The sequence below is a fragment of the Echinicola sediminis genome, assembly GCF_054777495.1.
Window position 1 is genome coordinate 21,905 of the sequence record NZ_BAAHAP010000042.1, and the last position, 25,194, is coordinate 47,098.

The 25,194-nt window shown below is 44.3% G+C and carries 21 protein-coding genes; 16 read left to right on the top strand and 5 right to left on the bottom strand.

Features of this window, described 5'->3' with window-relative positions; translation table 11 throughout:
- Positions 1–83 precede the first annotated feature (83 nt).
- The 3 genes from ACYVAA_RS12360 (at position 84) to ACYVAA_RS12370 (ending at position 1,651) form a co-directional block, all read left to right on the top strand.
- Entirely contained in the window at positions 84–278 is a 195-nt protein-coding gene (locus ACYVAA_RS12360; protein WP_460542080.1) for a DUF6728 family protein, read from the top strand.
- Positions 279–344: 66 nt separating this feature from the next.
- Entirely contained in the window at positions 345–695 is a 351-nt protein-coding gene (locus ACYVAA_RS12365) for an MmcQ/YjbR family DNA-binding protein (RefSeq protein WP_460542082.1), read from the top strand.
- Complete coding sequence (locus tag ACYVAA_RS12370) at positions 692–1,651, top strand: ABC transporter ATP-binding protein (protein ID WP_460542084.1); 960 nt, start codon at positions 692–694, stop codon at positions 1,649–1,651. The genes ACYVAA_RS12365 and ACYVAA_RS12370 overlap by 4 nt, the downstream gene beginning before the upstream one ends.
- Positions 1,652–1,828: 177 nt before the next feature.
- Here ACYVAA_RS12370 and ACYVAA_RS12375 read toward each other — a convergent pair whose 3' ends face one another.
- The 4 genes from ACYVAA_RS12375 to ACYVAA_RS12390 all read right to left on the bottom strand — a co-directional run bounded on the left by ACYVAA_RS12375 (position 1,829) and on the right by ACYVAA_RS12390 (position 7,616).
- Entirely contained in the window at positions 1,829–2,347 is a 519-nt protein-coding gene (locus ACYVAA_RS12375; protein WP_460542086.1) for an FKBP-type peptidyl-prolyl cis-trans isomerase, read from the bottom strand.
- 243 nt (positions 2,348–2,590) lie between these two features.
- Positions 2,591–5,365, bottom strand: coding sequence for a leucine--tRNA ligase (leuS, locus tag ACYVAA_RS12380; protein ID WP_460542088.1), 2,775 nt, complete (start codon positions 5,363–5,365; stop codon positions 2,591–2,593).
- A gap of 242 nt (positions 5,366–5,607) precedes the next feature.
- Entirely contained in the window at positions 5,608–6,570 is a 963-nt protein-coding gene (locus tag ACYVAA_RS12385) for a hypothetical protein (protein WP_460542090.1), read from the bottom strand.
- A gap of 143 nt (positions 6,571–6,713) precedes the next feature.
- Positions 6,714–7,616: a mechanosensitive ion channel family protein gene (locus tag ACYVAA_RS12390; RefSeq protein WP_460542092.1), complete on the bottom strand. Its 903-nt coding sequence runs from the start codon at positions 7,614–7,616 to the stop codon at positions 6,714–6,716.
- 168 nt (positions 7,617–7,784) lie between these two features.
- Here ACYVAA_RS12390 and ACYVAA_RS12395 point away from each other — a divergent pair, with 168 nt between their 5' ends.
- The 4 genes from ACYVAA_RS12395 (at position 7,785) to ACYVAA_RS12410 (ending at position 12,656) form a co-directional block, all read left to right on the top strand.
- Positions 7,785–9,326 (top strand): GNAT family N-acetyltransferase, encoded by a 1,542-nt coding sequence (locus ACYVAA_RS12395; RefSeq protein ID WP_460542094.1) that lies wholly within the window; start codon positions 7,785–7,787, stop codon positions 9,324–9,326.
- 112 nt (positions 9,327–9,438) lie between these two features.
- Positions 9,439–9,990 carry a KdsC family phosphatase gene (locus tag ACYVAA_RS12400; RefSeq protein WP_460542096.1) on the top strand — a complete coding sequence of 184 codons (552 nt, stop codon included), beginning with the start codon at positions 9,439–9,441 and terminating at the stop codon, positions 9,988–9,990.
- Positions 9,991–9,993: 3 nt separating this feature from the next.
- A complete protein-coding gene (gene kdsA, locus ACYVAA_RS12405) occupies positions 9,994–10,842 on the top strand; it encodes a 3-deoxy-8-phosphooctulonate synthase (RefSeq protein WP_460542098.1) in 849 nt (282 codons plus the stop codon).
- A 152-nt stretch (positions 10,843–10,994) separates the two neighbouring features.
- Positions 10,995–12,656, top strand: coding sequence for a L,D-transpeptidase family protein (locus ACYVAA_RS12410; protein WP_460542100.1), 1,662 nt, complete (start codon positions 10,995–10,997; stop codon positions 12,654–12,656).
- On the opposite strand, the gene ACYVAA_RS12415 is transcribed toward ACYVAA_RS12410, so the two are convergent.
- Positions 12,645–13,340 carry a murein L,D-transpeptidase catalytic domain family protein gene (locus ACYVAA_RS12415; protein ID WP_460542102.1) on the bottom strand — a complete coding sequence of 232 codons (696 nt, stop codon included), beginning with the start codon at positions 13,338–13,340 and terminating at the stop codon, positions 12,645–12,647. The genes ACYVAA_RS12410 and ACYVAA_RS12415 overlap by 12 nt on opposite strands.
- A gap of 408 nt (positions 13,341–13,748) precedes the next feature.
- On the opposite strand from ACYVAA_RS12415, the gene ACYVAA_RS12420 reads away from it, so the two are divergent.
- The 9 genes from ACYVAA_RS12420 to ACYVAA_RS12460 all read left to right on the top strand — a co-directional run bounded on the left by ACYVAA_RS12420 (position 13,749) and on the right by ACYVAA_RS12460 (position 25,029).
- Entirely contained in the window at positions 13,749–14,159 is a 411-nt protein-coding gene (locus ACYVAA_RS12420) for a 6-pyruvoyl trahydropterin synthase family protein (protein WP_460542104.1), read from the top strand.
- On the top strand, positions 14,119–14,817 hold the full coding sequence (gene folE, locus ACYVAA_RS12425) for a GTP cyclohydrolase I FolE (RefSeq protein WP_460542106.1): 699 nt from the start codon (positions 14,119–14,121) through the stop codon (positions 14,815–14,817). The genes ACYVAA_RS12420 and folE overlap by 41 nt, the downstream gene beginning before the upstream one ends.
- Before the next feature lie 105 nt (positions 14,818–14,922).
- Entirely contained in the window at positions 14,923–15,312 is a 390-nt protein-coding gene (locus ACYVAA_RS12430; RefSeq protein WP_460542108.1) for a DUF2784 domain-containing protein, read from the top strand.
- A 267-nt stretch (positions 15,313–15,579) separates the two neighbouring features.
- A complete protein-coding gene (locus ACYVAA_RS12435; protein ID WP_460542110.1) occupies positions 15,580–16,152 on the top strand; it encodes an RNA polymerase sigma factor in 573 nt (190 codons plus the stop codon).
- A gap of 428 nt (positions 16,153–16,580) precedes the next feature.
- Entirely contained in the window at positions 16,581–17,744 is a 1,164-nt protein-coding gene (locus ACYVAA_RS12440) for a FecR family protein (RefSeq protein WP_460542112.1), read from the top strand.
- A gap of 157 nt (positions 17,745–17,901) precedes the next feature.
- Positions 17,902–21,288: a SusC/RagA family TonB-linked outer membrane protein gene (locus ACYVAA_RS12445; RefSeq protein ID WP_460542114.1), complete on the top strand. Its 3,387-nt coding sequence runs from the start codon at positions 17,902–17,904 to the stop codon at positions 21,286–21,288.
- Between the two features lie 13 nt (positions 21,289–21,301).
- Complete coding sequence (locus ACYVAA_RS12450) at positions 21,302–23,134, top strand: RagB/SusD family nutrient uptake outer membrane protein (protein WP_460542116.1); 1,833 nt, start codon at positions 21,302–21,304, stop codon at positions 23,132–23,134.
- Between the two features lie 41 nt (positions 23,135–23,175).
- Positions 23,176–24,135 carry a discoidin domain-containing protein gene (locus ACYVAA_RS12455; protein WP_460542118.1) on the top strand — a complete coding sequence of 320 codons (960 nt, stop codon included), beginning with the start codon at positions 23,176–23,178 and terminating at the stop codon, positions 24,133–24,135.
- Between the two features lie 234 nt (positions 24,136–24,369).
- Positions 24,370–25,029, top strand: a complete 660-nt coding sequence (locus ACYVAA_RS12460) for an RNA polymerase sigma factor (RefSeq protein ID WP_460542120.1) — start codon at positions 24,370–24,372, stop codon at positions 25,027–25,029.
- Positions 25,030–25,194: the final 165 nt, after the last annotated feature.

Consider the following 25,194-nt stretch of genomic DNA (forward strand, 5'->3'; position numbering starts at 1 on the left):
AAAAGAAGGGACTCATGACGCCATGTCTGGCTGCCAACAGGAAGGCTCTCTACCCAATACCAATAAACTTATAAAATAGGAATATGGCCAATAAAAATAAATTCAGTGAGTTTTTCAAGGTGGGAGAAGTAGGTAATTACTTCGTTCGGGTATTTAAGAAAACGGATCCCAACCAAAAGTCAAATTTCAATCTTCGGATGATGCATGGGATCAACAGGATTTCCATTCTGATGTTCTTGGCGGCATTGCTCCTTTGGGTAGTAAGAAGGCTTATGTAAGCTGGAACATATAAAGGTGATGCGTTTCACTTAAGTCCCACTACTCACTACTCCCTACTATATAATATGGACATTGTTTTTTTTAGAGATTATTGCCTTAAAAAGTCCGGAGTGTCAGAGGATACCCCCTTTGACGCGGATACCCTTTGTTTTAAGGTGGGAGGCAAGATTTTTGCGATCATCGATATTGAGCGTTTTGAGAGTGTCAACCTGAAATGTGATCCCGAATGGGCCATGGAGCTGAGGGAGGAATATGAGGGGATTGTGCCGGGCTATCACATGAATAAAAAACATTGGAACACGGTGTTATTCAGCGGGGTGGTTCCTGATCCCTTGATTTTAAAGCTGGTAAATCATTCTTATGACTTGGTATTCAAAAGTTTGCCACGGAAACTGCAAAATGAAATTGCACCATGAGTTTTCTTAAAGTCAGTGAGGTAAGTAAGCAATACGACGAGAAGAATGTTGCTTTGGAAAAATTCAGTTTGCAGGTTCCAAGAGGCGGCATTGTGTCGATGGTGGGGGAGAGCGGCTCTGGCAAAAGCTCCCTGTTGAGAATCATTGCCGGTCTGGAGGTGCAGAGCTCAGGTGTGGTGCATTTGGGTGACCAAAAAATCCTGAATCCTCAGCAGAAGCTGGTTCCGGGATACGATGAAATCCAATTGATCCACCAAGAATATAAATTATATCCCAGCTCCACCGTGGAGGAAAATATTGCCCGACCTCTACTTTTGTACGATAAGGACTATCAGAAGCAAAGGGTGGAGGAACTTTTGGGATTATTGTCCTTGAAAGAGCATAGGAATAAAAAGCCCAAGCAGCTATCAGGAGGGCAACAGCAGAAAGTAGCCATCGGGCGTGCTTTGAGCATAGAGCCGGAGGTGCTGTTGTTGGATGAACCTTTCAGTAGCTTGGATGCCATACAGAAAAGGGAGCTGATCGAAGAACTGAAGGTGATTTTTGAAGGGCTGGAGGTTACGGTAATCTTTGTGACCCATGATGTGGATGATGCCTTGTTGATGAGTGAGCAATTGCTGATCATTCAAAAAGGGAAGATGATACAGCAGGGCAATGTACGGGAGATTTTTAGAAAGCCCGCCAACGAGTATGTGGCCAAGCTGTTTGGCTATCTGAACCCTGTTCCTGGAGAGAAAAAGACTTATATAAGGCCTTCAGATATTAGTTTTGGCGAGTCTAAAGGGCTTCAGGCTAAAGTGGTAAAGCAGCAATACCTGATCCATTATAATTTGCTGACCCTTGAGGTAGAAGGGGGGATGACCTGGAAAGTGGATGATGCTTCAAGAAATTATGAAGTGGGAGACGAGGTGTTTTTGAGCTTTAATGAGGAAAAGCTGATCAGTTTTGAAAAGTAGCGTATAAGTAATACTAAAAAAAAAACAGACAATAAATCCTATTATAAGGAGGTCCGGATTCCAAATCCGGACCAGTAAGTGAGCAGTAGGAACATTCATGGCATGACTTAAAGTCATGCCATGAATTATGGTTTTCCAGTAGTTTTTTATCCAGCGTCTATCTTTCCTTATCTGCTATTAATGCTGGTGTCCATGCTCTCCATGCACATGGCCATGGACGATTTCTTCAGCGGTGGCTTCCCTGACTTCCATCACTTCTCCCTCAAAATGCAACCTGAAATTCACCAGGGGATGGTTAAAGTCCAATAGCAATTGGTCGCCAAGGTCTTTCAGCACCTTTGCCTGCATGGGATAGCCTTCTTCGTCTACCAAGGGAAGGAAGTTGCCTTCCTGCAGCATTTCTGGCTTGAAACCTCTGTCTTCTGTTAATTGTGCTTTTTCAATATCCACGATCAGCTCATCATCTGCGGGACCATAAGCTTCATCCACTTCTAAAATAAAGTGGAAACTTTCCCCTTCCTTCTTGTGTGCCAGGTAATCCTCAAACTTCTCCGGTAGACCGCTGTTGCCAAATATAAAATAGAATGGGTCTTCCTGATCCCTGACCTCTACACTAAAGGGGGCAGATTCCTCATCTTCTTTGCTCACCTTTAGTTCATAGGTGAGCCCTACTACTTTGTTGTTGGATATTTCCATTGGTTAACTTTTGCTTTAGGACAAATATAGGGATTTGAATAAATCGAGCATATAAAATGAAAGATAAGTGAGGTGTGAAGAGATGATTTTCAAAAATGTGGGGCTATCTTCATGTTTGATCATCTGTTTATCGGTGATTTGGTTAATAGTTGAATGGATCAACTGCTCAGCCGGGATAATTCAGGTACAAAAAAGGTTTGCCCTTAACAAGAACAAACCTTTTATGAAGATATAGATCAGTTTTTAAACCACAATATTTACAATCTTGCCAGGGACCACGATGACTTTTTTCGGCGATTTACCGTCCAGCCATTTGGCTACTCCTGGATCTCCCAATGCTGCTTTTTCAATTTCATCCTTGCTCAGGCTAAGGGAAAGGGGCAGTTTTACCCTCATCTTTCCGTTGATGGAAATGGGGTATTCATGGGCGTTTTCTGTGAGGTATTCCTCATTGTATTTGGGGAATTCCGCATTCAGAACAGAGGTTTCATGACCCAACAAAGCCCATAATTCCTCGGCAATATGCGGGGCGAAAGGCGATACTATGATGGCCAAAGGTTCCAGAATCTCTCGTTTATTGCACTTCAATCCGGATAACTCGTTGACACAGATCATAAAACCGGAAACAGAGGTATTGAAAGAATAATTGGCCATGTCCTCTTCTACCTTTTTAATGGTTTTATGAAGGGCCTTCAGCTCCTCCTTGCTTGCTTTTTCATCCGAAACCGCAAAGTTGCCGTTTTTGTCCTGGAACAATCTCCAGAGCTTCTTCAGGAATTTGGAAACCCCGTCGATGCCATTGGTGTTCCAAGGTTTGAACTGCTCCAAAGGCCCTAGGAACATCTCATAAAGCCGCAAGGTGTCGGCGCCATACCGTTCGATGATATCATCCGGGTTGACCACATTGTATTTGGACTTGGACATTTTTTCCACTTCAGCCCCACAGATGTATTTGCCATCTTCCAGGATAAATTCAGCATCTGCCAGATCAGGCCTCCAAGCTTTGAATTTTTCCAGATCAAGTTGATCATTATAGACGATATTGACATCCACGTGCATAGGGACAGTGTCAAAATCCTTTACAAGGCCATGGCTGACAAATTGATTGCTGCCCTTTACCCTGTAGACAAAGTTTGACCGGCCTTGGATCATCCCCTGGTTGATCATCTTCTTGAACGGTTCCAGGATGTTAATGTGTCCACGGTCATAGAGGAATTTGGTCCAGAACCGGCTGTATAGCAAGTGTCCGGTGGCATGTTCCGCTCCCCCGATATAGAGATCCACCGCTTCCCAATATTCCTGGGCTTCTTTGCTGACAAATTCATCGGTGTTATTAGCGTCCATATAGCGAAGGAAATACCATGAGGAACCAGCCCATCCAGGCATGGTGCTCATTTCCAGCGGGTATTCTCCATCGGAGGTTTTATAGGTCCAGTCCTTGGCCCTGCCCAGTGGAGGCGCACCGTCCTCCGTAGGAAGGTATTTGTCCACCTCTGGCAATACCAAAGGAAGGTCTTTTTCATCAATCAGATAAGGAATGTCGTCCTTAAAGTATACCGGAAGAGGTTCACCCCAGTAACGCTGCCGGGTAAAGATGGCATCGCGCATTCTGTATTGGATTTTTCCTTTGCCTATCTTTTCTTTTTCCAGGAAGGAAATCGCTTTGTCCATGGCTTCTTTCATGGGAAGTCCATTGATCAGCTCGGAATTCATGGCAATGGCTCCCCAGCCGTCAAAAGGAATATCGTCTACACTTCCCTCCAATACCTGGCGGATTTCCAGGCCGAAGTGTTTGGCAAAACGGTAATCACGCTCGTCGTGTGCCGGTACGGCCATCACGGCTCCTGTGCCATAGCCTGCCAACACATAGTCTGCTATCCAAACCGGGATTTCCTCTCCATTAAAAGGGTTGATGGCATAGCTGCCGGTAAAAGCACCGGAGATGGTTTTGACATCACTCATTCGGTCCCTTTCGGATCGGTTTTTGGCTACTTGGATATAAGCTTCCGCTGCTTCCCGCTGATCATCGGTGATGAGTTCAGCCGCCAGGTCACTTTCAGGTGCCAGGGCCAAATAGGTCACTCCGTAGATAGTGTCGATACGGGTAGTGAAAACCTTTATTTTGTTATCTCTTCCTTTAACCTGAAAGACCATTTCTGCTCCCGTGGAACGACCGATCCAGTTACGCTGCATTTCCTTGATAGGTTCATGCCAGTCCACTTTTTCCAGATCGTTCAGCAAGCGCTCTGCGTAGGCAGTGATCCGCATGCTCCACTGCATCATTTTCTTTCTCTCCACAGGATGCCCTCCTCTTTCGGAGAAGCCGTCCTTCACTTCATCATTGGAAAGCACGGTGCCCAATGCCGGACACCAGTTGACCGTAGTTTCTGCCAAGTAGGTCAGCCGGTATTGCAAAAGTATTTGTTGCTGTTGTTTCTCGGAAAACCCGTTCCATTCATCCGCGGAAAAGACTGCCACCTCATCATCACAGACCACGTTCACCTTGGCGTTGCCTTCTTTTTCGAAAGTGCTGATCAGCTCTTGGATATCTTTGGCCTTGTCGGCGGTTTTATCATAATAGCTGTTGAACAGCTGCATGAAAATCCATTGGGTCCACTTATAGTAGGCTGGATCTGAAGTCCTGACCTCTTTGTCCCAGTCAAAGGCAAAGCCGATGTTTTTCAGCTGCTCGGTATACCTTTTGATATTTTCTTCCGTGGTAATGGCTGGGTGCTGTCCCGTTTGGATGGCATATTGCTCTGCAGGTAGGCCGAAAGAGTCGTATCCCATTGGGTGGAGGACATTATAGCCTTTTAGCCTTTTGAACCGTGCGACGATATCAGAAGCTATGTAGCCAAGAGGATGCCCAACATGTAGCCCCGCACCGGAAGGGTAAGGGAACATGTCCAAACTGTAGAATTTTGGTTTTTTGGGGTCAATTTTTGCATTGAAAAGCTGGGAAGTCTCCCATTTTTTCTGCCATTTTTTTTCTATTTCTTGAAAATTATAGTCAGCCATTTTTAGCAAAATTGTTACTTAGAATAGGATCGGTTGCAAAATTAAAAAAATAAATGGGATATGCCTTTGAAAATCCTCAGTATATCATGGTGCATGGGGGATAAGAGGGAAGGAGGAAGTTTGAAGGACGAGGTTTGAAGTTTGAAGAGGGAAGTTTGAAGTACGAAGTGTGCTCAATACTCAATACTAAATACAAATACGACTTTAAATCTAATGTCTAAAGTCTAGCGTCTAATCTCCCTTTACCAGAACCTTCTAGGGCGATGGAATGCAGGACTTTTACGTTTCCAAATGTCCCATAATTTGTCAGTAATATAAATTTCCACACCAAAATTCAGTGTGAAATAGCCATCAAAACGATGGTCGAGACCGCTTCCTCTTCGGATTTTGTGCTGCAAATCCCCGTTTCTATCAAAATATACTCCGTTTCTGATTTTTTCCACGTCCGGCTGGCCATTTTCATACAACCAGTCGGGGTTCCTTACGGCCAGGCGAAGCCTTTCTGGCATGGGACCTTCACCATAATCACCGTAACTTTCCAAAAGGCTGAGGTAGGAATCTTTGAGGTTAAAGCTACTGATGTCATCCAGATAGTCCGTCAGGGTGAACCGGTAATTTCCCTCAATAAATAAATCGGTGTTTACATTGAGTTTATATTTCATGCCCAATCCCATGGGGAAGACCATGACGATGCCAGGGTAAGACTTTTCTTCCAGAGCCAAAGGCCTAAGGCTGACCCATTCTCCGTCAAGTCGGGCTTTGGGCGTATTTGTACTTGCTCCCACTCCCGCAAAGGCATACCAGTTCAGGAAATGACGGGTGATATTATCTATTTTGACCGGCTTCCAATGATATTCAGCGAGTAGGGCTGCCTCTATATTCCGGGCTCTAAAATGGAGATTCCTTGGGCTTCTATGGGACCTGGGGTCTGCAGGAGGATCCTGGCCTGACATTTGGATAAAGGAAGATTCCAGGCGGAGGCGGGTTTTGGTGCCTATCGTCCTTCGCACATTAACAGAGAAATTGTATTCGGGCTGTACACCTTCCTCGTATTTCCATAAGGAATACAGCTCTCCAAAGTATTGGGTAAGTCCTCCACTGGCCCCGACCGACCAGGGTTTTTCATACCTGAACCTATATAAACTCTGGGAATGGGATTGCCCAAACACCAGTAAAGCGAAAAATAGGATCAAGAACCGTTTCATTAATATGGATTGGTTTATAACGATGTGGTATTCAAATACAATTTTGATGTATATATACACAATTATACCGATAAATCCATATTTTTAATTTTACTCTTTTGCTAGAGGCTCAATGGGTTAGGTTGGGGAATCCGTGAATGCGCTTAGTTTTGTGTAGTGTCAAATCCCGATTTGAGGTGCAAGTCTCTTTGAGGGAATGGGATCTCAATACCTTCTTCGTTAAATCTTCTGAATATTTCGTAATACAGCTGGCTTTTCAAGACTTGAGGTTTGTTGATGTAGTCAGAGGTCCATACCCTGAGTATAAAATTAATGCTGCTGTCTCCGTATTCTAAAAAAAGTACGTCGGGGGAAGGCGTTTTTGATACGCCATCATTATTTGTAGCCACTTCCATCAAGACGGCCTTTACTTTTTGGGGGTCTTCCTTATAGGAAACCCCCACAGGGAAATTGAAGCGGATATTGCGGTCATTATGAGACCAGTTGATCACAGGGCTGTCTATAAACTGACTGTTGGGGACGATAATAGAGATATTGTCGTTGGTCAGGATCATGGTGGACCGGGAGGAAATTTTAATTACGTCTCCGTTGACGTCCCCGACTTCGATACGGTCGCCGACCTTAATGGGGCGCTCAAACAAAATGATCAGTCCGCTGATAAAGTTGTTGGTGATGTTTTGCAGACCAAAACCAATTCCGACACCCAACGCACCGGCCAGAATGCCAAGGGCACTAAGGTCAATGCCGACATTTTGGATGATCATGATAAAGCCGCCGATCAGTAAAATGTAGCGGATGATCGTGCCGACAGATTGTCTGGTACCCATATCCATATGGTACCTGGTCAAAAGTTTGTTGACGATGAATTTCCTGATCCATTCGGTCACCACTACCAATATAAAGACGGAGAATATCAAGGCGATGATCACCCCTACGGTCAGCTTGGATTCGCCCAAGGTCACTATGGTGTATTCCAAGAAATTGTTAAGCCTTTCTAAAAATGCAGCAATACCGTCCTCTTTAACGTCCTGTAGAAGTTCTTCCATATACTCCGTAATAAATGTCTGTCAAACTTTAATTTGCGACACACAAATTAATAATATTTATATTGCGAAACCAGTTGTTGGTTGTATCATTAAAATAATAGGTATAATCAATAACCACGTTTTGTATAACCTATTTGTACTTCTGAAGATCTAGTTTTATTTAATAGTATGAGCAAACAGAAAGATGAGTTAGAACACCGCCTTAAACTCCGTAATATTCACCTTTCAGATTATAATGATATCAGGGACATAATGATGTCCATTTATCAGGAGAAAGCCATGACCTATACCCGTCAGGAATTCAAAAACCAGCTGAAAGCTTTTCCTGAGGGACAAATATGTATTGAAGATAATGGGAAGGTAGTTGCCGTAGCCCTGAGTTTGGTAGTGGAGTATTCCAAATTTGGGGACAATCATACCTACGATGAAATCACAGGATATGGGAGGTTTGATACCCACGATCCGGAAAATGGGGATACTTTATATGGGACGGATGTTTTTGTGGATAAAGAATACAGGGGGCTGAGATTGGGCAGAAGACTCTATGATGCGCGGAAGGAATTGTGTGAAAACCTGAACCTTAGGTCGATCATTGCCGGAGGAAGAATTCCTGGATACCGCAATTATGCGGATAAGATCACACCTAGAAAGTACATAGAGCTGGTCAAAAACAAGGAGATGTACGATCCGGTGCTGTCCTTCCAGCTGGCCAATGAATTTCATGTAAGAAAGGTCATTACCAAGTACCTTCCAGAGGATAAGGATTCCAGGGCCTATGCCACCTTGTTGGAATGGAACAATATCTACTTCGACAAGGAAGAAAAACTGATCGGCAATAAAAAGACCATTGTAAGGCTGGGTTTGGTCCAGTGGAAAATGAGGCGATTCAAGGATGTAGATGACCTGATGCAGCAGGTAGAGTTTTTTGTGGACACAGTATCAGGCTACAAATCGGATTTCTGTTTGTTGCCGGAATTCTTTAATGCCCCTCTCTTAGCGGACTTTAACGATATGGATGCTTCTGAGGCCATTCGGAACCTTGCCGACTATACCGAAGAGGTATTGGTTCGGATGAGGGACCTGGCCTTGTCTTATAATGTCAATATCATCGCGGGAAGTATGCCTGAGTACGATGGTAAAAAGCTGAGGAACGTGAGTTATCTCTGCAGAAGGGACGGGACCTTGGACAAGCAATACAAGCTGCACATTACCCCTGATGAACAATCCTATTGGGGACTTCAGGGCGGAAACGGTATACGTGTGTTTGATACGGACGCCGGAAGGATTGGGATATTGATATGCTATGATGTGGAATTTCCCGAGCTGGGCAGGATTTTGGCAGAGCAGGAGATGGACATTTTGTTTGTTCCATTCTGGACAGATACCAAAAATGCCTACCTTCGTGTCAGCACTTGCGCAAAGGCCAGGGCGGTAGAAAATGAATGTTACGTGGCCATCACGGGATCGGTAGGCAACCTTCCCAGGGTGGAAAATATGGATATACAGCATTCCCAGGCTGCGATTTATTCCCCGTGTGATTTCTCATTTCCTCATGATGCCGTCATTGCAGAAGCATCACTGAATACAGAGACCACGATTGTTGCCGATGTGGATTTGGATTTGTTGACTAAGCTGCGCAAAGCAGGAAGTGTGAGAAACCTGGAGCAAAGAAGGCTGGACCTTTATTCGATCCAGTGGAAGAAGAAATAGGCCGTAGGGGAGTATCAAGTACAAAGTATCAAGTACAAAGTACAAAGTATCAAGTACTGTGTACAGATAGGCCAATGCCTATTTCGGGTTTAACTCAATAACTATTCATCAAATGGAAAATTACCTGAAAGGGATTGATAAAAAAATATATGAAAAAGCGGCCAAGATAAAGCTGCTGATCACTGATGTGGACGGGGTGCTTACTGACGGCGGGGTGATCTATGACGATCATTATCTCGAATTGAAAAAATTCAACGTGAAAGATGGGCTGATCGTAAAAGTCCTGCAGAAACATGGCGTGAAGATCGGTGCCATCACCGGTCGTAACTCCCCTGTGGTACGCAGCCGCTGCAAGGAGCTGGGTTTTGACTTTCACTACCATGGCATTCAGGATAAAGGAGAAAAACTGGATGAGGTGCTGGAAGATTTTGACCTTAGTCTGTCAGAGTGCGCCTATATCGGTGATGATTTGATTGATTTACCGATTTTGACCAAAGTGGGGCTGTCTGTAGCGCCTTTGGATGCACTGCCCTATGTGAAAGAAGAAGTGGACATGGTGTCTTCTTTGCCAGGAGGCAAAGGGGTCTTCAGGGAAGTGGGGGATTTGATTTTAAGTGCCAAGGGATTTTTGGATGATATTATTAAGCAATTGAAAGAAAAATAAGCAATGCAAGTATTTAAGCAAGCGATGAAAATCACGGACAATATAGTCTTGGGGGAGGGGAAGCCCGTCCTTTTTGCCGGGCCCTGCGCCGTGGAGAGTTTTGATATCTGCATGGAAATAGGCAGTACTGTAAAGGCTGAAGCAGAAAAACTGGGCTTTTCTTATGTGTTCAAGGCCTCATTTGATAAGGCCAATAGGACTTCGTCGGGTTCCTTTAGAAGTATCGGTATGGACCAGTCCCTGGCAGTATTACAAAAGGTAGGAAAAGAGTTGGGGGTGCCTTTGGTGACCGATATCCACGAGAGTTACCAGGCAAAAGAGGTGGCTGAAGTAGTGGATGTACTGCAGATCCCTGCATTTTTGTGCCGACAGACAGACTTGCTTTTGGCGGCAGGGGAGACAGGAAAAGCCATTAAGATCAAGCGAGGACAGTTTATGGCTCCTGAAGACATGCAGTATGCGGTCAACAAGGTAAAGTCAACAGGGAATGAGAATGTATGCCTTACGGAGAGGGGCTTTACCATGGGGTACCATAACTTGGTGGTGGACATGAGGGCGCTCCCTACCATGCGTCAATTTGCTCCGGTGGTGTTTGATATTACCCATTCTGTACAGCAGCCGGGAGGACAGGGAGGTTCCAGCGGAGGCCAGCGTGAATTTGCGCCTTTTTTGGCGAGGGCGGCAGCGGCAGCAGGCGTGGATGGATTCTTTATAGAAACCCACCCGGATCCTTCCAAGGCCTTGAGTGACGGGCCCAATATGATCCCATTGGAAAAAATGCCGGCCTTTTTAGAGATGCTCAAGGAGGCCTGGGAGATGGGCCAAAAGTACGTTGGATTTGAAGTGCAATAAATTTTAGAAAGCCGGCTCCTGAAGCCGGCTTTTACTTTTTTTAGTTAAAGCTTCATGGTGCTTATGTTAATTTAGAGGGTTATTTTTATTATAAGACTGGAACATTCAATATAAACTGAATCATTTATTGTCCCCGTTTAAACGCCATCTTTATGAAAGTAGGAGCTTTGTATATCTGTTGGTTTTGGCTTTCGATGAACGTCTATGGCCAGACTGCCCCGACGGCGTCAGGTTTTTCTTCAGAGATCAGGAACATATTAGAGACCGCTGAAGGAGAGGAGATGGCTTCTCTTGGTAATGTCCATCTAAGCGAATATCATCTATTGTTGGAGTTTTACAGTAAGAGAGGATTTGAGGCTGCCTGGACTCAAGATGATGGTTTAAGTTCAGCGATGATGGAACTGGAGAAGCAGATTGAGGAGTCCAAATTTGACGGGTTCATTCCTGAAGATTACCACCTGTCTGAAATAAAATCAATCATAAAGGGCTTTCAAGGTGCTTTAGAAAGAAAAAGTCCCCTAGAGGTGGCCTACATAGATGTGGTGTTTTCCGACGCTTATTTCAAGCTTGCAACGGATCTCTATTATGGAAAGGTGTCACAGTCCGCATTGAAATCAGGCTGGAGGATACCCCAAAAGAAAGGTGATTTTGATTTTGAAGGCGCTTTGGAATCTGCTTTAGCTCAGGATAAGGTCGGGGAGAGTCTCAGGCAGTTTTGGCCTAATTATCAAGTCTATGCCAGAATGAGGGAAAGTTTGAGGGCATATCATGAATTGGATGAGCAATCCAGCAAGAAATGGAGCAAAATCCCCTATGGTATCCTGCTCAAGCCCGGGGATAAAGGAAAACAGGTGCCTGAACTTAGGGATAGGCTGATGTATTGGGGAGATCTTCAGAAGTACGAAGTTGTACAGCCGGGGAAATATGATTCCATAATGCTTGGGGGGATTCTGAAATTCCAGCAGCGAAACGGCCTCAACCCGGACGGAGTGATCGGGCCGGAGACTTTGCGGGCGTTCAATGCATCGCCAAAAGACCTTATAAAGAAGGTAGCGGTAAACCTGGAGCGTCTGAGGTGGCTGCCGGATACTGTGCTACAGGATCAGTTCGTCATTGTAAATAGTGCGAATTTCCAAGTGGACTACGTGCAGAACAATGGATTGGATACGATATTTTCCTCACCTGTTATCGTAGGAAAACGATATCTCTCCACCCCGGTTTTTAATGGGGAGATGTCCTATATTGTTTTCAGTCCTCATTGGACCGTTCCATTCTCCATGGTTAAAAGAGAAATGATCCCCGAGATAAAAAAGGACATCAATTATCTTCAGGAAGAACACCTCAAGGTTCTGACCTATGCCGGTTCCGAGGTGGATCCCAGTACTATAGACTGGGGGAAGGGGATTTCCAAAAACTTTCCTTATATCATCAGACAAACTCCCGGTCCGCACAATTCCCTGGGATTGGTGAAGTTTATGTTTCCGAATAAGTACAATGTCTACATGCACGATACTCCTGTCAAGTCACTTTTTTCAAAAGATATCAGGGCTTTCAGCCATGGTTGTATCAGGGTGAAGAAATCCGCCGAGCTGGCTGAAAAAATTTTGGCTGGCTATGAGGGTTGGGATAAACAAAAAATTCAGGAAGCCATGAACGGAGGAAAGGAAATCACGGTAATGCTCAAAAAAAGAATACCCGTAGTGGTCTTATATTTGACCTTTTGGACAAATACAATGGGAAAGCCTGAAATCAGAAAGGATATTTATGGCAGAGATGAGGAAATTGCATCAGCGATGTTTGCTTCACAGAGGTGACGGTTTGCTGTTGATAAGCGGGCTCTTTTGTTTGTAGGTTGCGTCGTCAGCATAAATAAACAGACAGGACTGTTCTTTAATTGTTTTAATGATGTCTTTGTGTTCGGCCATAGGGAGGGCCGGGCAACCTAAACTTCTGCCCAATCGGCCGGCGTTTTTTATAAAAGAGGGGTTGGCGTATTGGGCCCCATGCATGACAATGGCCCGGTTTCGGGCATTATCATTGAACCCTTTTTCGACACCGTCAAGTCTTAGGCTGTAGCCGTGTTTTCCGTGGTAAGTTTCGGCGGTGACATAGAAGCCCAAGCTGCTCATATAACTCGAAGGGGTATTGGAGAATTTTTTTGCCAATAGGTTGCCGCTGTTTCTGCCATGGGCTACCCAGGTATGGTGTAAGACATCTCCGTTTTGAGTATCGATGGTCCAAAGCCTTTTTTGGGTGGAGGGCAAGGTGAAATCTATTATTGTCAGCGGTTTATTGGGTTTGATGCTTCCTCCATTTACCAGTTTGACATAGCCGTTGACAGCCATTTGGAGGGCTTCCTCTTGCGGTGATGCTGGTAAAAGGGCAAGATGTTCTGATAGCTTTTGGTAGAGGGATGCTGCCTCGCTTGGTGTGGAGGACTTTTCTCCATTTTTAGGAAAAAAGGAGAAAAGGGCCGTACTACATAGTAATAACAGCATCAGTGAAATTCTGAAAGGTGTTTTTATAGGCACAACTTTTGACGGTGTTTGGGTGAGTGTAACTGCTTTAAATAAAGTAGTTTACGGATGATTATAACGAACAAAAGTAAACTAATTATCTATAATTTGAACTGAAATGCGGAGTTGATTTGTTTAAAACCTAAAATAATTCAATGAAATCTTCCTAATGTTTAGCTTTGGAAGGGTTAAAAGGAAAGAATGGCTGGCAATGAAATAATATTTGGTTAATTTTGTCCTCTTAAAATCAGCTGATTGGTGTGGAATCAAAAGAAATCATGAAGTTGGTATTGAAGACAGTTAAACAATATAGGTCAAATAATTGTTCTGAAAGAGAAATGGCTTAGTTGCCGATTTCTTTCCTACGATTATAAATGGTTAAAGTATAACATGAGAGTATCGGTTTACCGTAAGGAGCATTTCAATGCTGCGCACCAACTACATAACCCCGCATGGAGTCATGAACGCAATCAGGAAGTTTTTGGCAAATGCAATAACCCCCATTTCCATGGACACAACTACGAGCTAGAAGTGAAGCTGGTGGGGGAGATCAATCCAGAGACGGGGTATGTCTATGACATGAAAGCCCTGAGCGATATCATTAAAGAGAAAATACTTAAAAAGTTTGATCATAAAAATTTAAACCTGGATACCGATGAATTCAAACAACTTAACCCAACTGCAGAAAACATTGCTGTGGTTATTTGGGGTATTTTAAGGAAGGAAATTGAAGAAAAATACGATCTAACGGTTCGATTATATGAAACAGAAAGAAATTATGTTGAATACGACGGGAATTAAGATAGATAGATCCATAGACGAAATTGGGGACGAACACATAGGGACCTCCCATGAGACACCTTTGCGTGACGATGCTTTTGAAATGGACGATGAGCTTAAAATGGAGCTTATAGAAAAACATTTTAAGGAGATCATGCACGTTTTAGGCCTTGACCTGACAGATGACAGCCTGAGTGGGACGCCTAGAAGGGTGGCAAAGATGTTTGTCCAAGAAGTTTTCAGCGGTTTGGATCCTAAAAATAAACCCGAAGTAAAACTTTTTGAAAACAAGTACCAATACAGTGAGATGCTGGTGGAAAAGGATATTACCTTCTTTTCTCACTGTGAGCATCATTTTGTGCCCATTTATGGCAAGGCCCATGTAGCCTATATTTCCAACGGACATGTGATCGGACTGTCCAAAATCAACAGAATCGTCCAATATTTCGCCAAAAGACCCCAGGTCCAGGAGCGCCTTACCATGCAGATAGGTAATGAGCTGAAGGAAATATTGGGAACAGAGGATGTTGCCGTGGTGATTGATGCGCACCATATGTGTGTGTCTTCCCGAGGGGTAAAGGACATCAATAGCAAAACGGTGACCTCCTTCTATAGCGGTAAGTTTGACAAGGATGAGAAAACCAAAAATGAATTCATGCAGTACATTGCATTGAAATAGCGCTAGTTTTTCTTAGGATTAAAAAGAGGTCGGGGTAAAGTACTCCGGCCTTTTTTGCTTCTTGGAAGTATTGATTGATAGCACAAAAAAACGTTAATTTCAATTATGACAACAGAAGATGCTTTTTTGCTTGCTTTGGCCGATTATTTCTTTCTTGTCTTCCATTCAGGATTGATCCTTTTTAACCTGTTTGGCTGGTACTGGCCCGTGTTGAGAAAGTGGCATTTGCTGAGTATTTCATTGACTTTTGCTTCTTGGATAGTTTTGGGGTTCTGGTACGGTTGGGGGTATTGTCCACTGACCGACTGGCATTGGGATATCCTTCAAAAAAGGGGCGCAGAGAATCTGCCCCATTCCTATATCTCTTATTTGCTGGAGAGAATCACCGGACTAAGCTTTCCAGATAAGTGGGTGGATTTTTCGACTTTAACCTTAGCACTCTTGGCATTGGTCATTTCTATAAAGGTGAATTATTCAGGTAGGCGCAGAGGTTAGCGGATTTTCTGTTATTCGCTTTAGTTGGCTTCAGGTGAAAGAATCTGTGGTAGTGGCTTTTTTTTGATGTGAAATTGATTGTTTTGTTACGCTTTTGTTTTTGTTTTATTGTGTTAGCTTTTGTGTTTTTGTTGGAATCTCTTTAAATTCCGAATCTTTGCTAAAATTATCAGAGGTGTCATGCTTTGAAATGGCTTGTTTTAAGGTGGGGATTTCGGTTTTTTGGCGCAGAGGAGAACAATCAGCAATAAACCCCATTAACCCTTTATGACTTTTTTAAAGTTTTTATACGATGAAAAGGATGATCTCCAATTGTGGCAGGAGATGAAGTCGGGCGATCAAGGAGCCTTTGATCAAATTTACACCGAACACGTAGACGGTTTAATCCGATATGGACAACGTTTTACCCAAGATGCAGACATCATAGACGATAGTGTCCAAGAGCTTTTTTGCAGGATTTGGCAAAAAAGAGAGCAGTTGAAACCAACGGACAATATCCGGTATTATCTTATGGCGGCATTCCGTAAGGAGTTGCTGAAGGGAATCAAGAAGGCGAAAAGAAATTCATTGATGGGGAGATTTTTTCCCGAGTCATCATTAGGATTCAGTGCCTCGTTGGAAACTGCCATGATTCAGGAAGAGTCCCGAACACAACAGTTGAAAAACCTAGGCCAAGGTTTTGAAAAACTCAGCTCCAGGCAAAAGGAGATTGTCTACCTCAAGTACTATAATGAAATGAGTTTCGATGAAATTGGCCAAATTATGGAATTGGATAAAAAAGCGGTCTATAATGCCATGTCCAAAGCCATGATCGTTTTAAGGAAAGAAGTACATAGGTGATTTTTAATGCTGAATATTTAGCTAATATAGGGTGTTGATTAATAGTGGTTTAATGGCTTATGGAGTGCCCCGTAAATACCTCAGATAGGTGCAGCTTTTTTTGATAGGAATACTTCTAAAGGCTTTACGAATAGCCGCGAGGATGCCATTAGTCCCAAATGTCAAAAGATTATTTTTGGTGGGCAGGGAAAGAGTAACCTCTTTGCCACTACCATAGGTTTTGAGAATTAGGTAGTAAGCAAGTAAATCTGAGGGGTATTTCGTTTTTCGAAAGCAAGCCAATTCCTTGAAAACTTGATCATTTTCTTTCGACAGGACTGCTTTTATGGATGCAGGAGGAAGGTAGCCCGGAAGGGCTTCAATAACAATAACCACGGGTGTAAACCCGTGGCCGTTGGGATAAAACCCCGCCGGCAACCCCGGCGGGGTTGAACCTTAAAATTTATTTCAGAAATCAGGGAGTAATTTCAGGAGTTGGGGGATTTATGGGTAAAGATCAGTTGAAAATTACCTTGAAGAAGACAAACAAACCATATCATAACTACCGAGTAGAAGACTTTTTAGCAGATGAATCTTTTATTGATTGGGTAAAAGGTCGTAAAGGCCAGGTAGCCTGGCAGGAGATTTTTGAGCAGCACCCTGACCTGGTTCCCATTGCTGAGGAAGCGGGGAAAATCATCCGCCAGTTAAAATTTTCTGAACCAAAAACCAATGAAGATAGAATTGCCAAGCTTCAGCAGCAAATACATGAGCGTATAGGGGATTCGGGGAAAAAGTCAAAGGAGGCCAATGTCGTCGCCCTTCATCAGCGGAATATTCCCTATCAGCCAGAAAGGAGCAATTCATGGAAATGGATGGCAGCAGCAATGGCGGGTATCATCGTTTTTTTAGGTTTGCTGGTCTGGAGGCAGTCTCCGGATGTTGAGCCCGAAAAGCTAAGCGTTGCCTATGTGACCAAAGCAACAAAGAAAGGACAAAAACTGACCACCCGCTTGAGTGATGGGACCATCGTGACGCTCAACGCTGATAGCAAGATCCATTTCGAGGAGGTTTTCAATGATACTGCCAGGTATGTCACCCTCACAGGGGAAGCCTTTTTTGATGTAGCCAAAGACATCAGGCCTTTTAGGGTAAAGTCTAATGGTACTGTAACCACGGCTTTGGGGACCTCCTTCAATATTAAACAAAAAGAGGAAAAAGTGAGCATTTCCCTGGTGACGGGTAAAGTCGGGGTGAACATGGTCAGCCAGAACGGGATGGAAGAATCCACCCTTTTGATACCGGGCGAACAAGTCGCAGTGGAGGTGAAAGATCAAATCAGTTTTGTCAAAGGAAAGTTTGATATAGCTGATGTGCTGGCATGGAAGCGAGGGGTTTTGGCCTTCAGGCAGGTAAACAGCAATGAGGTGTGGAAGGAACTGGAAAATTGGTATGGGGTAGAAATCAAGGTGAAGGACAGGAAAATCCTACACCAGGATTGGAATTATACGGGGAGTTTTGACAATGAGAGCCTCGAGAATGTCCTTGAGAGCATAGGTTTTGTCAAGGGATTTGAATTTGAAATAAAAGGCGAGCAAGTGATTATCTATTAGAACTACAAAATAAACCTAAAATGAAGCCTACGAACACTTCTTAAAAAAAAAGTAGGGGTAAAGAAATTACCCCTGAATGTCAATACCTGTCATGGGGATGCGCAGGTATTGATGAAATTGTTTTAACACTTCTTAATTATTAAAACCAAACAAAAGTATGAAAAAACTATTACTTAAGCCCAATGGCCTCCATGGTATTATGCTATTGGTGCTGTTGTGTACAGGGAAGGTGGGGGACTTATATGCAGGGAAGTCGGACAAGATGACGACTTGGCAAGGAGAGACAATTTTGCTGGATGTGGTATTTGATAACCATGGTTTGGAAGCTGCTTTTGGATTGATCGAACGATCTACAAGCATCAAGTTTTCTTATGACAATAGAGATTTGGACCAGGATGTCCGCCTTACCAGGGCTTTTAAAAACGAAAAGTTAAAAGAGGTGTTGGGATATATCGCCAACCAGGCCTCTTTGGATTTCAAGAGAATCAATAATACCGTGAATGTGGTAAGGTCCAAAAAGGAGCCGGAAAAGGTCACCAAAGAGAAAGTAGAAGAAAGGACCATTTTTGGGGTGGTCAAGGACAGTGAAGGGGTAACCATTCCGGGAGCCAATATTACAGAAATAGGAACCACCAATGGGGTGGCCACCAATGTAGACGGAGAATTTTCATTGAAGCTGATCACGGCAAGCCCAAAGATCCTGGTGTCCTTTGTGGGGTATAAATCACTGGAAGTGGAAATCGGTGCTTCCAGCAAATATGAGATTGTCCTACAGGAAGATGCGGAAGCCCTGGAGGAAGTGGTGGTAGTCGGCTTTGGAGAACAGAAAAAAGTGAGTTTGGTGGGGTCCCAATCTACTGTGAAGGCCCAAGAACTGAAGTTGCCGGTAAGAAGTCTCACCAATTCTTTGGGAGGAAGACTGGCCGGTATTATTTCGGTACAAAGAAGTGGGGAGCCGGGCTATGACGGAGCGGACATTTTTATCAGGGGGATCTCTACATTTGGCTCAAGTCCAAGAAGCCCCCTGTTGATTGTGGATGGCGTGCCGGACAGGAGTATCAATGATATCAATCCCGAGGATATTGAAAGCTTTACGGTGTTAAAAGATGCCTCTGCTACTGCGGTCTATGGTGCAAGGGGAGCCAATGGGGTAATCCTCATCAATACCAAAACAGGACAGGCGGGGAAGCCCCAGATCAATGTGGAGATCAACCACGCCGTGACACAATTTACCCAACTGCCCGAGTTTTTGCGGGCTGCTGATTTCATGAACCTTTATAATGAGGGCTTGGAGCTGAGAGGAAGGTCGCCATTATATTCCGAAGAGCAAATCCAAAAACACATCAGCGGAGAAGATCCTGATTTATATCCGGATGTGGATTGGTTCGATGTGTTGTTTAACAAATATGGCTATAACAGGAGTGCCAATGTCAATGTGCGTGGAGGTTCCGATTTTGCAAAGTATTATGTTTCTGCAGGTTATTTTTCGGAAACGGGCATGTTGAAAAACGACGAGGTCCAGTCGTACAATTCCAGCCTGAAAGTAGACCGCTTTAACTTCCTGACCAATGTGGATGTCAAGGTGACTAAGTCCACGCAGCTGGAGTTGGGGATCAACGGGTTTATTATCAACGGCAACTATCCAGGGATAGGGACGGGAGCACTTTTTGATTTGGCAACACAGGTTCCCTCACACGTGATCCCTCCCCAATACTCCAACGGACAATGGCCAAAAATCCCGGGTGGTAGTCATCCCAGCCCCTATAGAAACCTGACGCAGTCCGGATACGCCACGGAGTACAGAAATACGGTACGTTCCAATATCCGGGTGAGGCAGGATCTTGATTTTATCACCAAAGGACTTAGTGCGACATCCATGTTTTCCTTTGATGCCTACAGCTGGAACAATCTCAACAGAACCAGAAATGTTCAAACCTACTTTGCTACAGGAAGGGATGAAAACGGGGAGTTGATTACTAATGTGGTGGATCCGGGTTCCGATGTGCTTGGTTTCCAGAATTCCAGAGGGGGAAATAGAAAGTTCTATACCGAAACTGCCATTAATTATAATCGCTCCTTTGACAAACATGAGGTTTCCGGATTGCTTTTGTACTACCAATCCGATTATGTCAACGGTGATGCAGGAGATTTGATAGCCTCCATTCCCTTTAGGCATAGAGGGGTTTCCGGCAGGACTACCTATGGTTTTGACCAGCGCTACTTTTTAGAGGCTAACTTTGGTTATTCCGGCTCGGAAAACTTTTCCCCCAAGAAAAGGTACGGTTTTTTCCCTTCTTTTGGGACGGGATGGTTAGTGTCGAATGAAGCCTTTTTTCAGCCTGTAAAGGAGGTGATCAGCCACCTGAAATTTAGGTATACCTATGGTCTGACGGGGAATAGTAATACTGGTTCCAGGTTCCTTTTTCAAACAAGAATTGACGGCGCCGGAGGCTATACCTTTGGTGTTCCTGGGAATACCAGAGGCTGGGGAGGTCTTCAGGAAGGCCAGGTAGGTTCGGATGTGACTTGGGAAACAGGAAAGCGCCATAACCTTGGTATTGAAGTCAGTTCATTTAATGATGATTTGTCACTGATTGTCGAGCTGTTTAAGGAGCGTCGTTCCGGGATTTTGCTCCGACAATATGATATACCTTATGCTTCTGGTTTCACTACAGCCAATATTCCCTATGGAAATATCGGTATTACAGAGAACAAGGGGATTGACATCACGCTGAATTATAATAAGTACTTTTCCAAGAGTTCACTTTTTGATTTTGTGTCCTTCAGAGGCACTTTTAACTACAACCAAAACAAAAATGTGTATGACGGTCTGCCCCCTTGGCAATACCCTTGGCAGGACAGGGTCGGTCACCGTATCGACCAGCGGTTTGGTTATGTGGCTTTAGGCCTGTTTGAGGATGAGGAAGATATTTTAAACTCTCCAGAGCAAGCGGGCGATGTTCGTCCGGGAGACATCAAGTACCAAGACCTTAATGGTGATGGGATCATCAATAGCTACGACCAGAAGGCCATTGGCTACGGTTCCATTCCGCAGGTTTTGTACGGTCTTAATTTAGGTGTGGGGATTAAGAAATTTGAATTTGTGGTTTTCTTCCAAGGTGCAGCCATGTCGGACTTTATGTATTCGGGAGGTTACGGTACCAATCCGTTTTTCCAAGGGCCTACCAATGGCAACTTGTACAGCCAGGCACTGGACCGATGGACTCCTGAAAACCCCAACCCCAACGCGTTTTATCCGCGGATGTCTACAAGACAGGATATCACAACGAATTATTATGGCAGCACTTGGTGGCTTTACCGGTCGGACTATGTCAGGCTGAAAAATGCTGAGGTGGCCTACAATTTTAGTATGCAGTCATTGGAAAAATATGGCATGAAAAACCTAAGGGTTTATGTGAACGGAACGAACCTGTTGACCTTTTCCCCCTGGAAAATTTGGGATCCCGAACTGGGAGACGGCAGGGGGACAGCGTATCCGAATACTACTGCTGTGAACATTGGGCTAAGGGCTAGTTTTCAATAAAATCTAGAGAAAAATGATAAGGATAAAAGAACAAAAATATAAACTAATTGCATGGGTGTTATTGCTTCAGGGATGCTGGATAAGCAGTTGTAACCAGGATTTTTTGAACACGGTTCCCGATAATATCACCACCTTGGACGATGTTTTTACCAATAAAAACATGACCGAAGAGTGGCTGGCAAGAATTTATAATCCTATCCCAAACATGTGGGATCAGCCTTATACGATTCCGTGGTCAGGTATGACGGATGAGCTGAATTATGCTTGGAATCAACCGGCCATCAATTCAGGGGCGATTACTCCGGGAAATGCCTCTCCCAATTATTGGAGCAGTTATTATCAGACCATTCGTCAGGCTGGGATTTTCCTTGAAAATGTGGACATGAACAAGGAATTGCTTGAGCAGCCCGGTGGAGCACAGTTGGTGCAGCAATACAAGGGGGAGGCCCGGTTTCTAAGGGCTTATTTTTACTGGCTCCTGATGAGGCAATACGGCCCGATTGTATTGATGGGGGAAAGCACCTTGCCCACAGATGCCAATTTCCAGATTCCCCGAAGTACATGGGATGAATGTGTGGAATATGTGCTTTCGGAGATGGAGCTGGCCTATGGGATGGTACCGGAGAAGCACCTGAACCCCAACAATCCTTCTCAAATAGATGTGGTACAAACAGGCCGGATCACCAAGCCGATTATCAAGGCGGTGCAGTCCCAGGTCTTATTGTACCATGCCAGCCCGCTTTATAATGGGAATAAGGGAATGGCCAATTTTAAGAATCTGGATGGGACAGTGCTTTTCAATCAGACCTACGATGAGAATAGATGGAAAAGGGCGGCAGATGCGGCCAAGGAAGTGATTGATTTTGGCATGTGGGAATTATATGAAGTGGAGCATGCTGATCCGTTTGTGAAAGGATATCTTTCCAGTAAGGAACTGATGTATGACGGTTGGGATGCTGAAGGGATTTGGTTAAGGGCTTCCAATAACGTCTATGGTTCATGGGAAAGGCACTGTTCGCCCAGAAACGCCAACGGGCAAGGTTGGAACGGCATAGCTGTAACCCAAGAGATGGTGGATGACTTTCGGATGGCCAATGGGAAGGATATTGGCGATCCCACCAGCGGCTATACTGAAGCAGGTTATACGAGCCAATCCAGCGAATATTATGCTTCGGGTACTTTTAATATGTATGTGGGCAGGGAGCCCCGGTTTTATGTGAACGTAACGTTCAATGGGGCCACCGTGCCTGTAGTGTCGGTGCCCAATTCAGATTATGTGGAGTTTTTCTTTACCGGAAACAGCGGAAAAAAAGGAGCCCCGCGGGATTGGCCGATTACAGGTTATACGGCAAGGAAGAACATCCACCCGAACTCTGATTTTAGAAACGGGACCAGTTTTGCCAGGCCAGCCATGATGATCCGCTTGGGTGAAATTTACCTGAATTATATAGAAGCGCTGAATGAATACTCTCCAGGGCATCCCGATATTTTGGTATACCTGAATAAGATCAGAAACAGAGGTGGTTTGCCGGATTATGAAGGGAGTTTGGATCAGGCAACCATGCGCAGGGAAATCCGGTTAGAAAGACAGATTGAGCTGATGTTTGAGGGACACCGATATTGGGATGTGAGAAGGTGGAAAATACCGGACACCGATGAGGATCATCAGGGAGGAGCCTTTCACGGCATGAATATAGAAGCGGGAAGTCATATGTCAGACCCTGCCTTCCATCAGCGAGTGGTGGCGTATACCCGGGCGGATTGGAAGGATAAGTTTTATTTCTATCCCGTGCCTCAAAGCGAAATAGACAGGAATAAAGTACTGGTCCAGTTTCCTGGATATTAATGGACTTTCTGATTTAGGTGTTTGAACTTTATTGAAACAAGATGAAAAAGAATACGATATTCAATTTGGGGCTGGTGATATTGGCGATGGTTTCACTGGTTTCCTGCGAAGAGGATACAGAGGGGCTGAGCCCTCATGCCCAGCTTTATATGCCACAAGCCATCAATAAACCCTCACAACATACATTGGTGCTGAAAGATAGTGCACAGGCATTGGTTTTTGGTGCAGCCTATGGCTCTCCGGAGCTGTTGGACATGGAGATGGGAGTTCAGTTTGAGGTAGCACCGGAACTGGTGGCGGACTTTAATCAGCAAAATGGAACTGCCTATGCCATGGTGCCGGAAGGAAGCTATGAGCTTTCAGGGACCCAGGCCTCTATTTTATCGGGAAAGATGCAGTCGGAATCCTTAAAGGTGTGGATAAATCCCGGCAAGGGCTTTGATTTTGAAACCCACTATTTGCTTCCCATTACCATCACATCCGTAGAAAGTGACTTGCCGATCAATGAGTCGTTAAAGACTACCTATTTTCTGCTGGAAGCGAACCCGCCAATTTACGAGGCCTTTGACAGGTCGGAATGGAGTATTCTGGATGTGTCTTCAGAAGAAGTGGTTGGAGAAGGCGAAAACAACGGAAATGCCAAGCATGCCTTGGATGGTGATATCGGAACCTTTTGGCACACCCAATGGTATGGGGCCTCACCGGGCCTGCCTCATGTCATTGCAGTTGACATGGCAGAAAGCAGGTTGCTGAGTGGCTTTTCTTTTGTCCAAAGACAAAACCGAAGCAGTGGAAACGTCAATGAAATATTCATTGAGCTTAGTGAGGACGGGGAAAATTGGCAGCAGGTAGAGTTGTTTCCCGGAAATTTGCCGGATGATAATGCCAATAACCATGTGTTCTTGAAGAGTCCGCAAAATGCCCGGTATTTTAGGGTGACGATTACCAGCACCCATGGGGATACCGGTCATACCCATTTGGCTGAGATATTTGGATTTTAAGCATAAAGCAAAACGAAGTGAAAAGCTGTTCCGGTTGTTTCGGGACAGCTTTTTTTATTGGCAATATACCGGCTTTGGTCAGCTGAGTTGATTGAGGGGATCGAATCCAGAGGTTTTGTTTTATAACTAAATCTTTCGAAACCTATATAAATATAATTGTTAAATTTTGATTAAGATTTATTGTTTTTATATTTGAAAGTGTTTGATAATTAATGCTGTCTATATAAGAAGGTAATGAAAAGTCAAGAGCTTTGGCAAGTTGACCCCCAATCCCCGCAAGGCATCCGCTCCCTTGATGAAAAGAATGAGAGCGAGGCCAGGTTATGGCTGGAGTATTTGGGGGGAAGTGATGCTGCTCTGGCGGAAATTTACCGGCTCTATTCCAAGAAGCTTTTTCAATATGGAAGACAGTTTACCTCTTCTGATGAATTCATCTATGATGCGATTCAGGACGTGTTTATCTATTTGGTGGATGCCCGTGAAAAATTATCGGTGGCCAAGTCGGTGAAATTTTACCTTTATTCTGTTTTTCGTCGGACTTTAATGAAAAGCTTAGAAAAGAACAGGAAGGTAATAAGTGCAGAGGAAGACGCGCTGGAGGGTTTTTTGATCAGTATGGCAAACGACTATAGGCCTGTTCAGGAGCAGCTTAGCGAGCGACACAAAACACTGTTGATGAAGGCTGTGAACCAGCTTCCTCTACGCCAGCGGGAAATGCTGAATCTTAGGTTTTTTGAGGGGCTCAGTTATGAGCAAATCGCCGCGGTAATGGATTTGGCCAATGCCAAAACCGTAAGGACCATGATGTACCGTTCTTTTTCAAAACTTAATAAAGTCTTGTCTCCCCTGAAGCAGATGTTGTATACCCTGCCATTGATCGGGACTTTTTTGTGAGCCATCTGAAAACCTGCGGAATCCCCTCCTTCGGTGGGCAGGCTGAGAGAAATAAATCTACGGGTGAAACTACGGATAACCGTATTTGTTTTTATGTATATCCGCAAAGACACCAGTAGCTATAAATTATAAAAACCATATCTCACAGACTACACGGAAATCCAC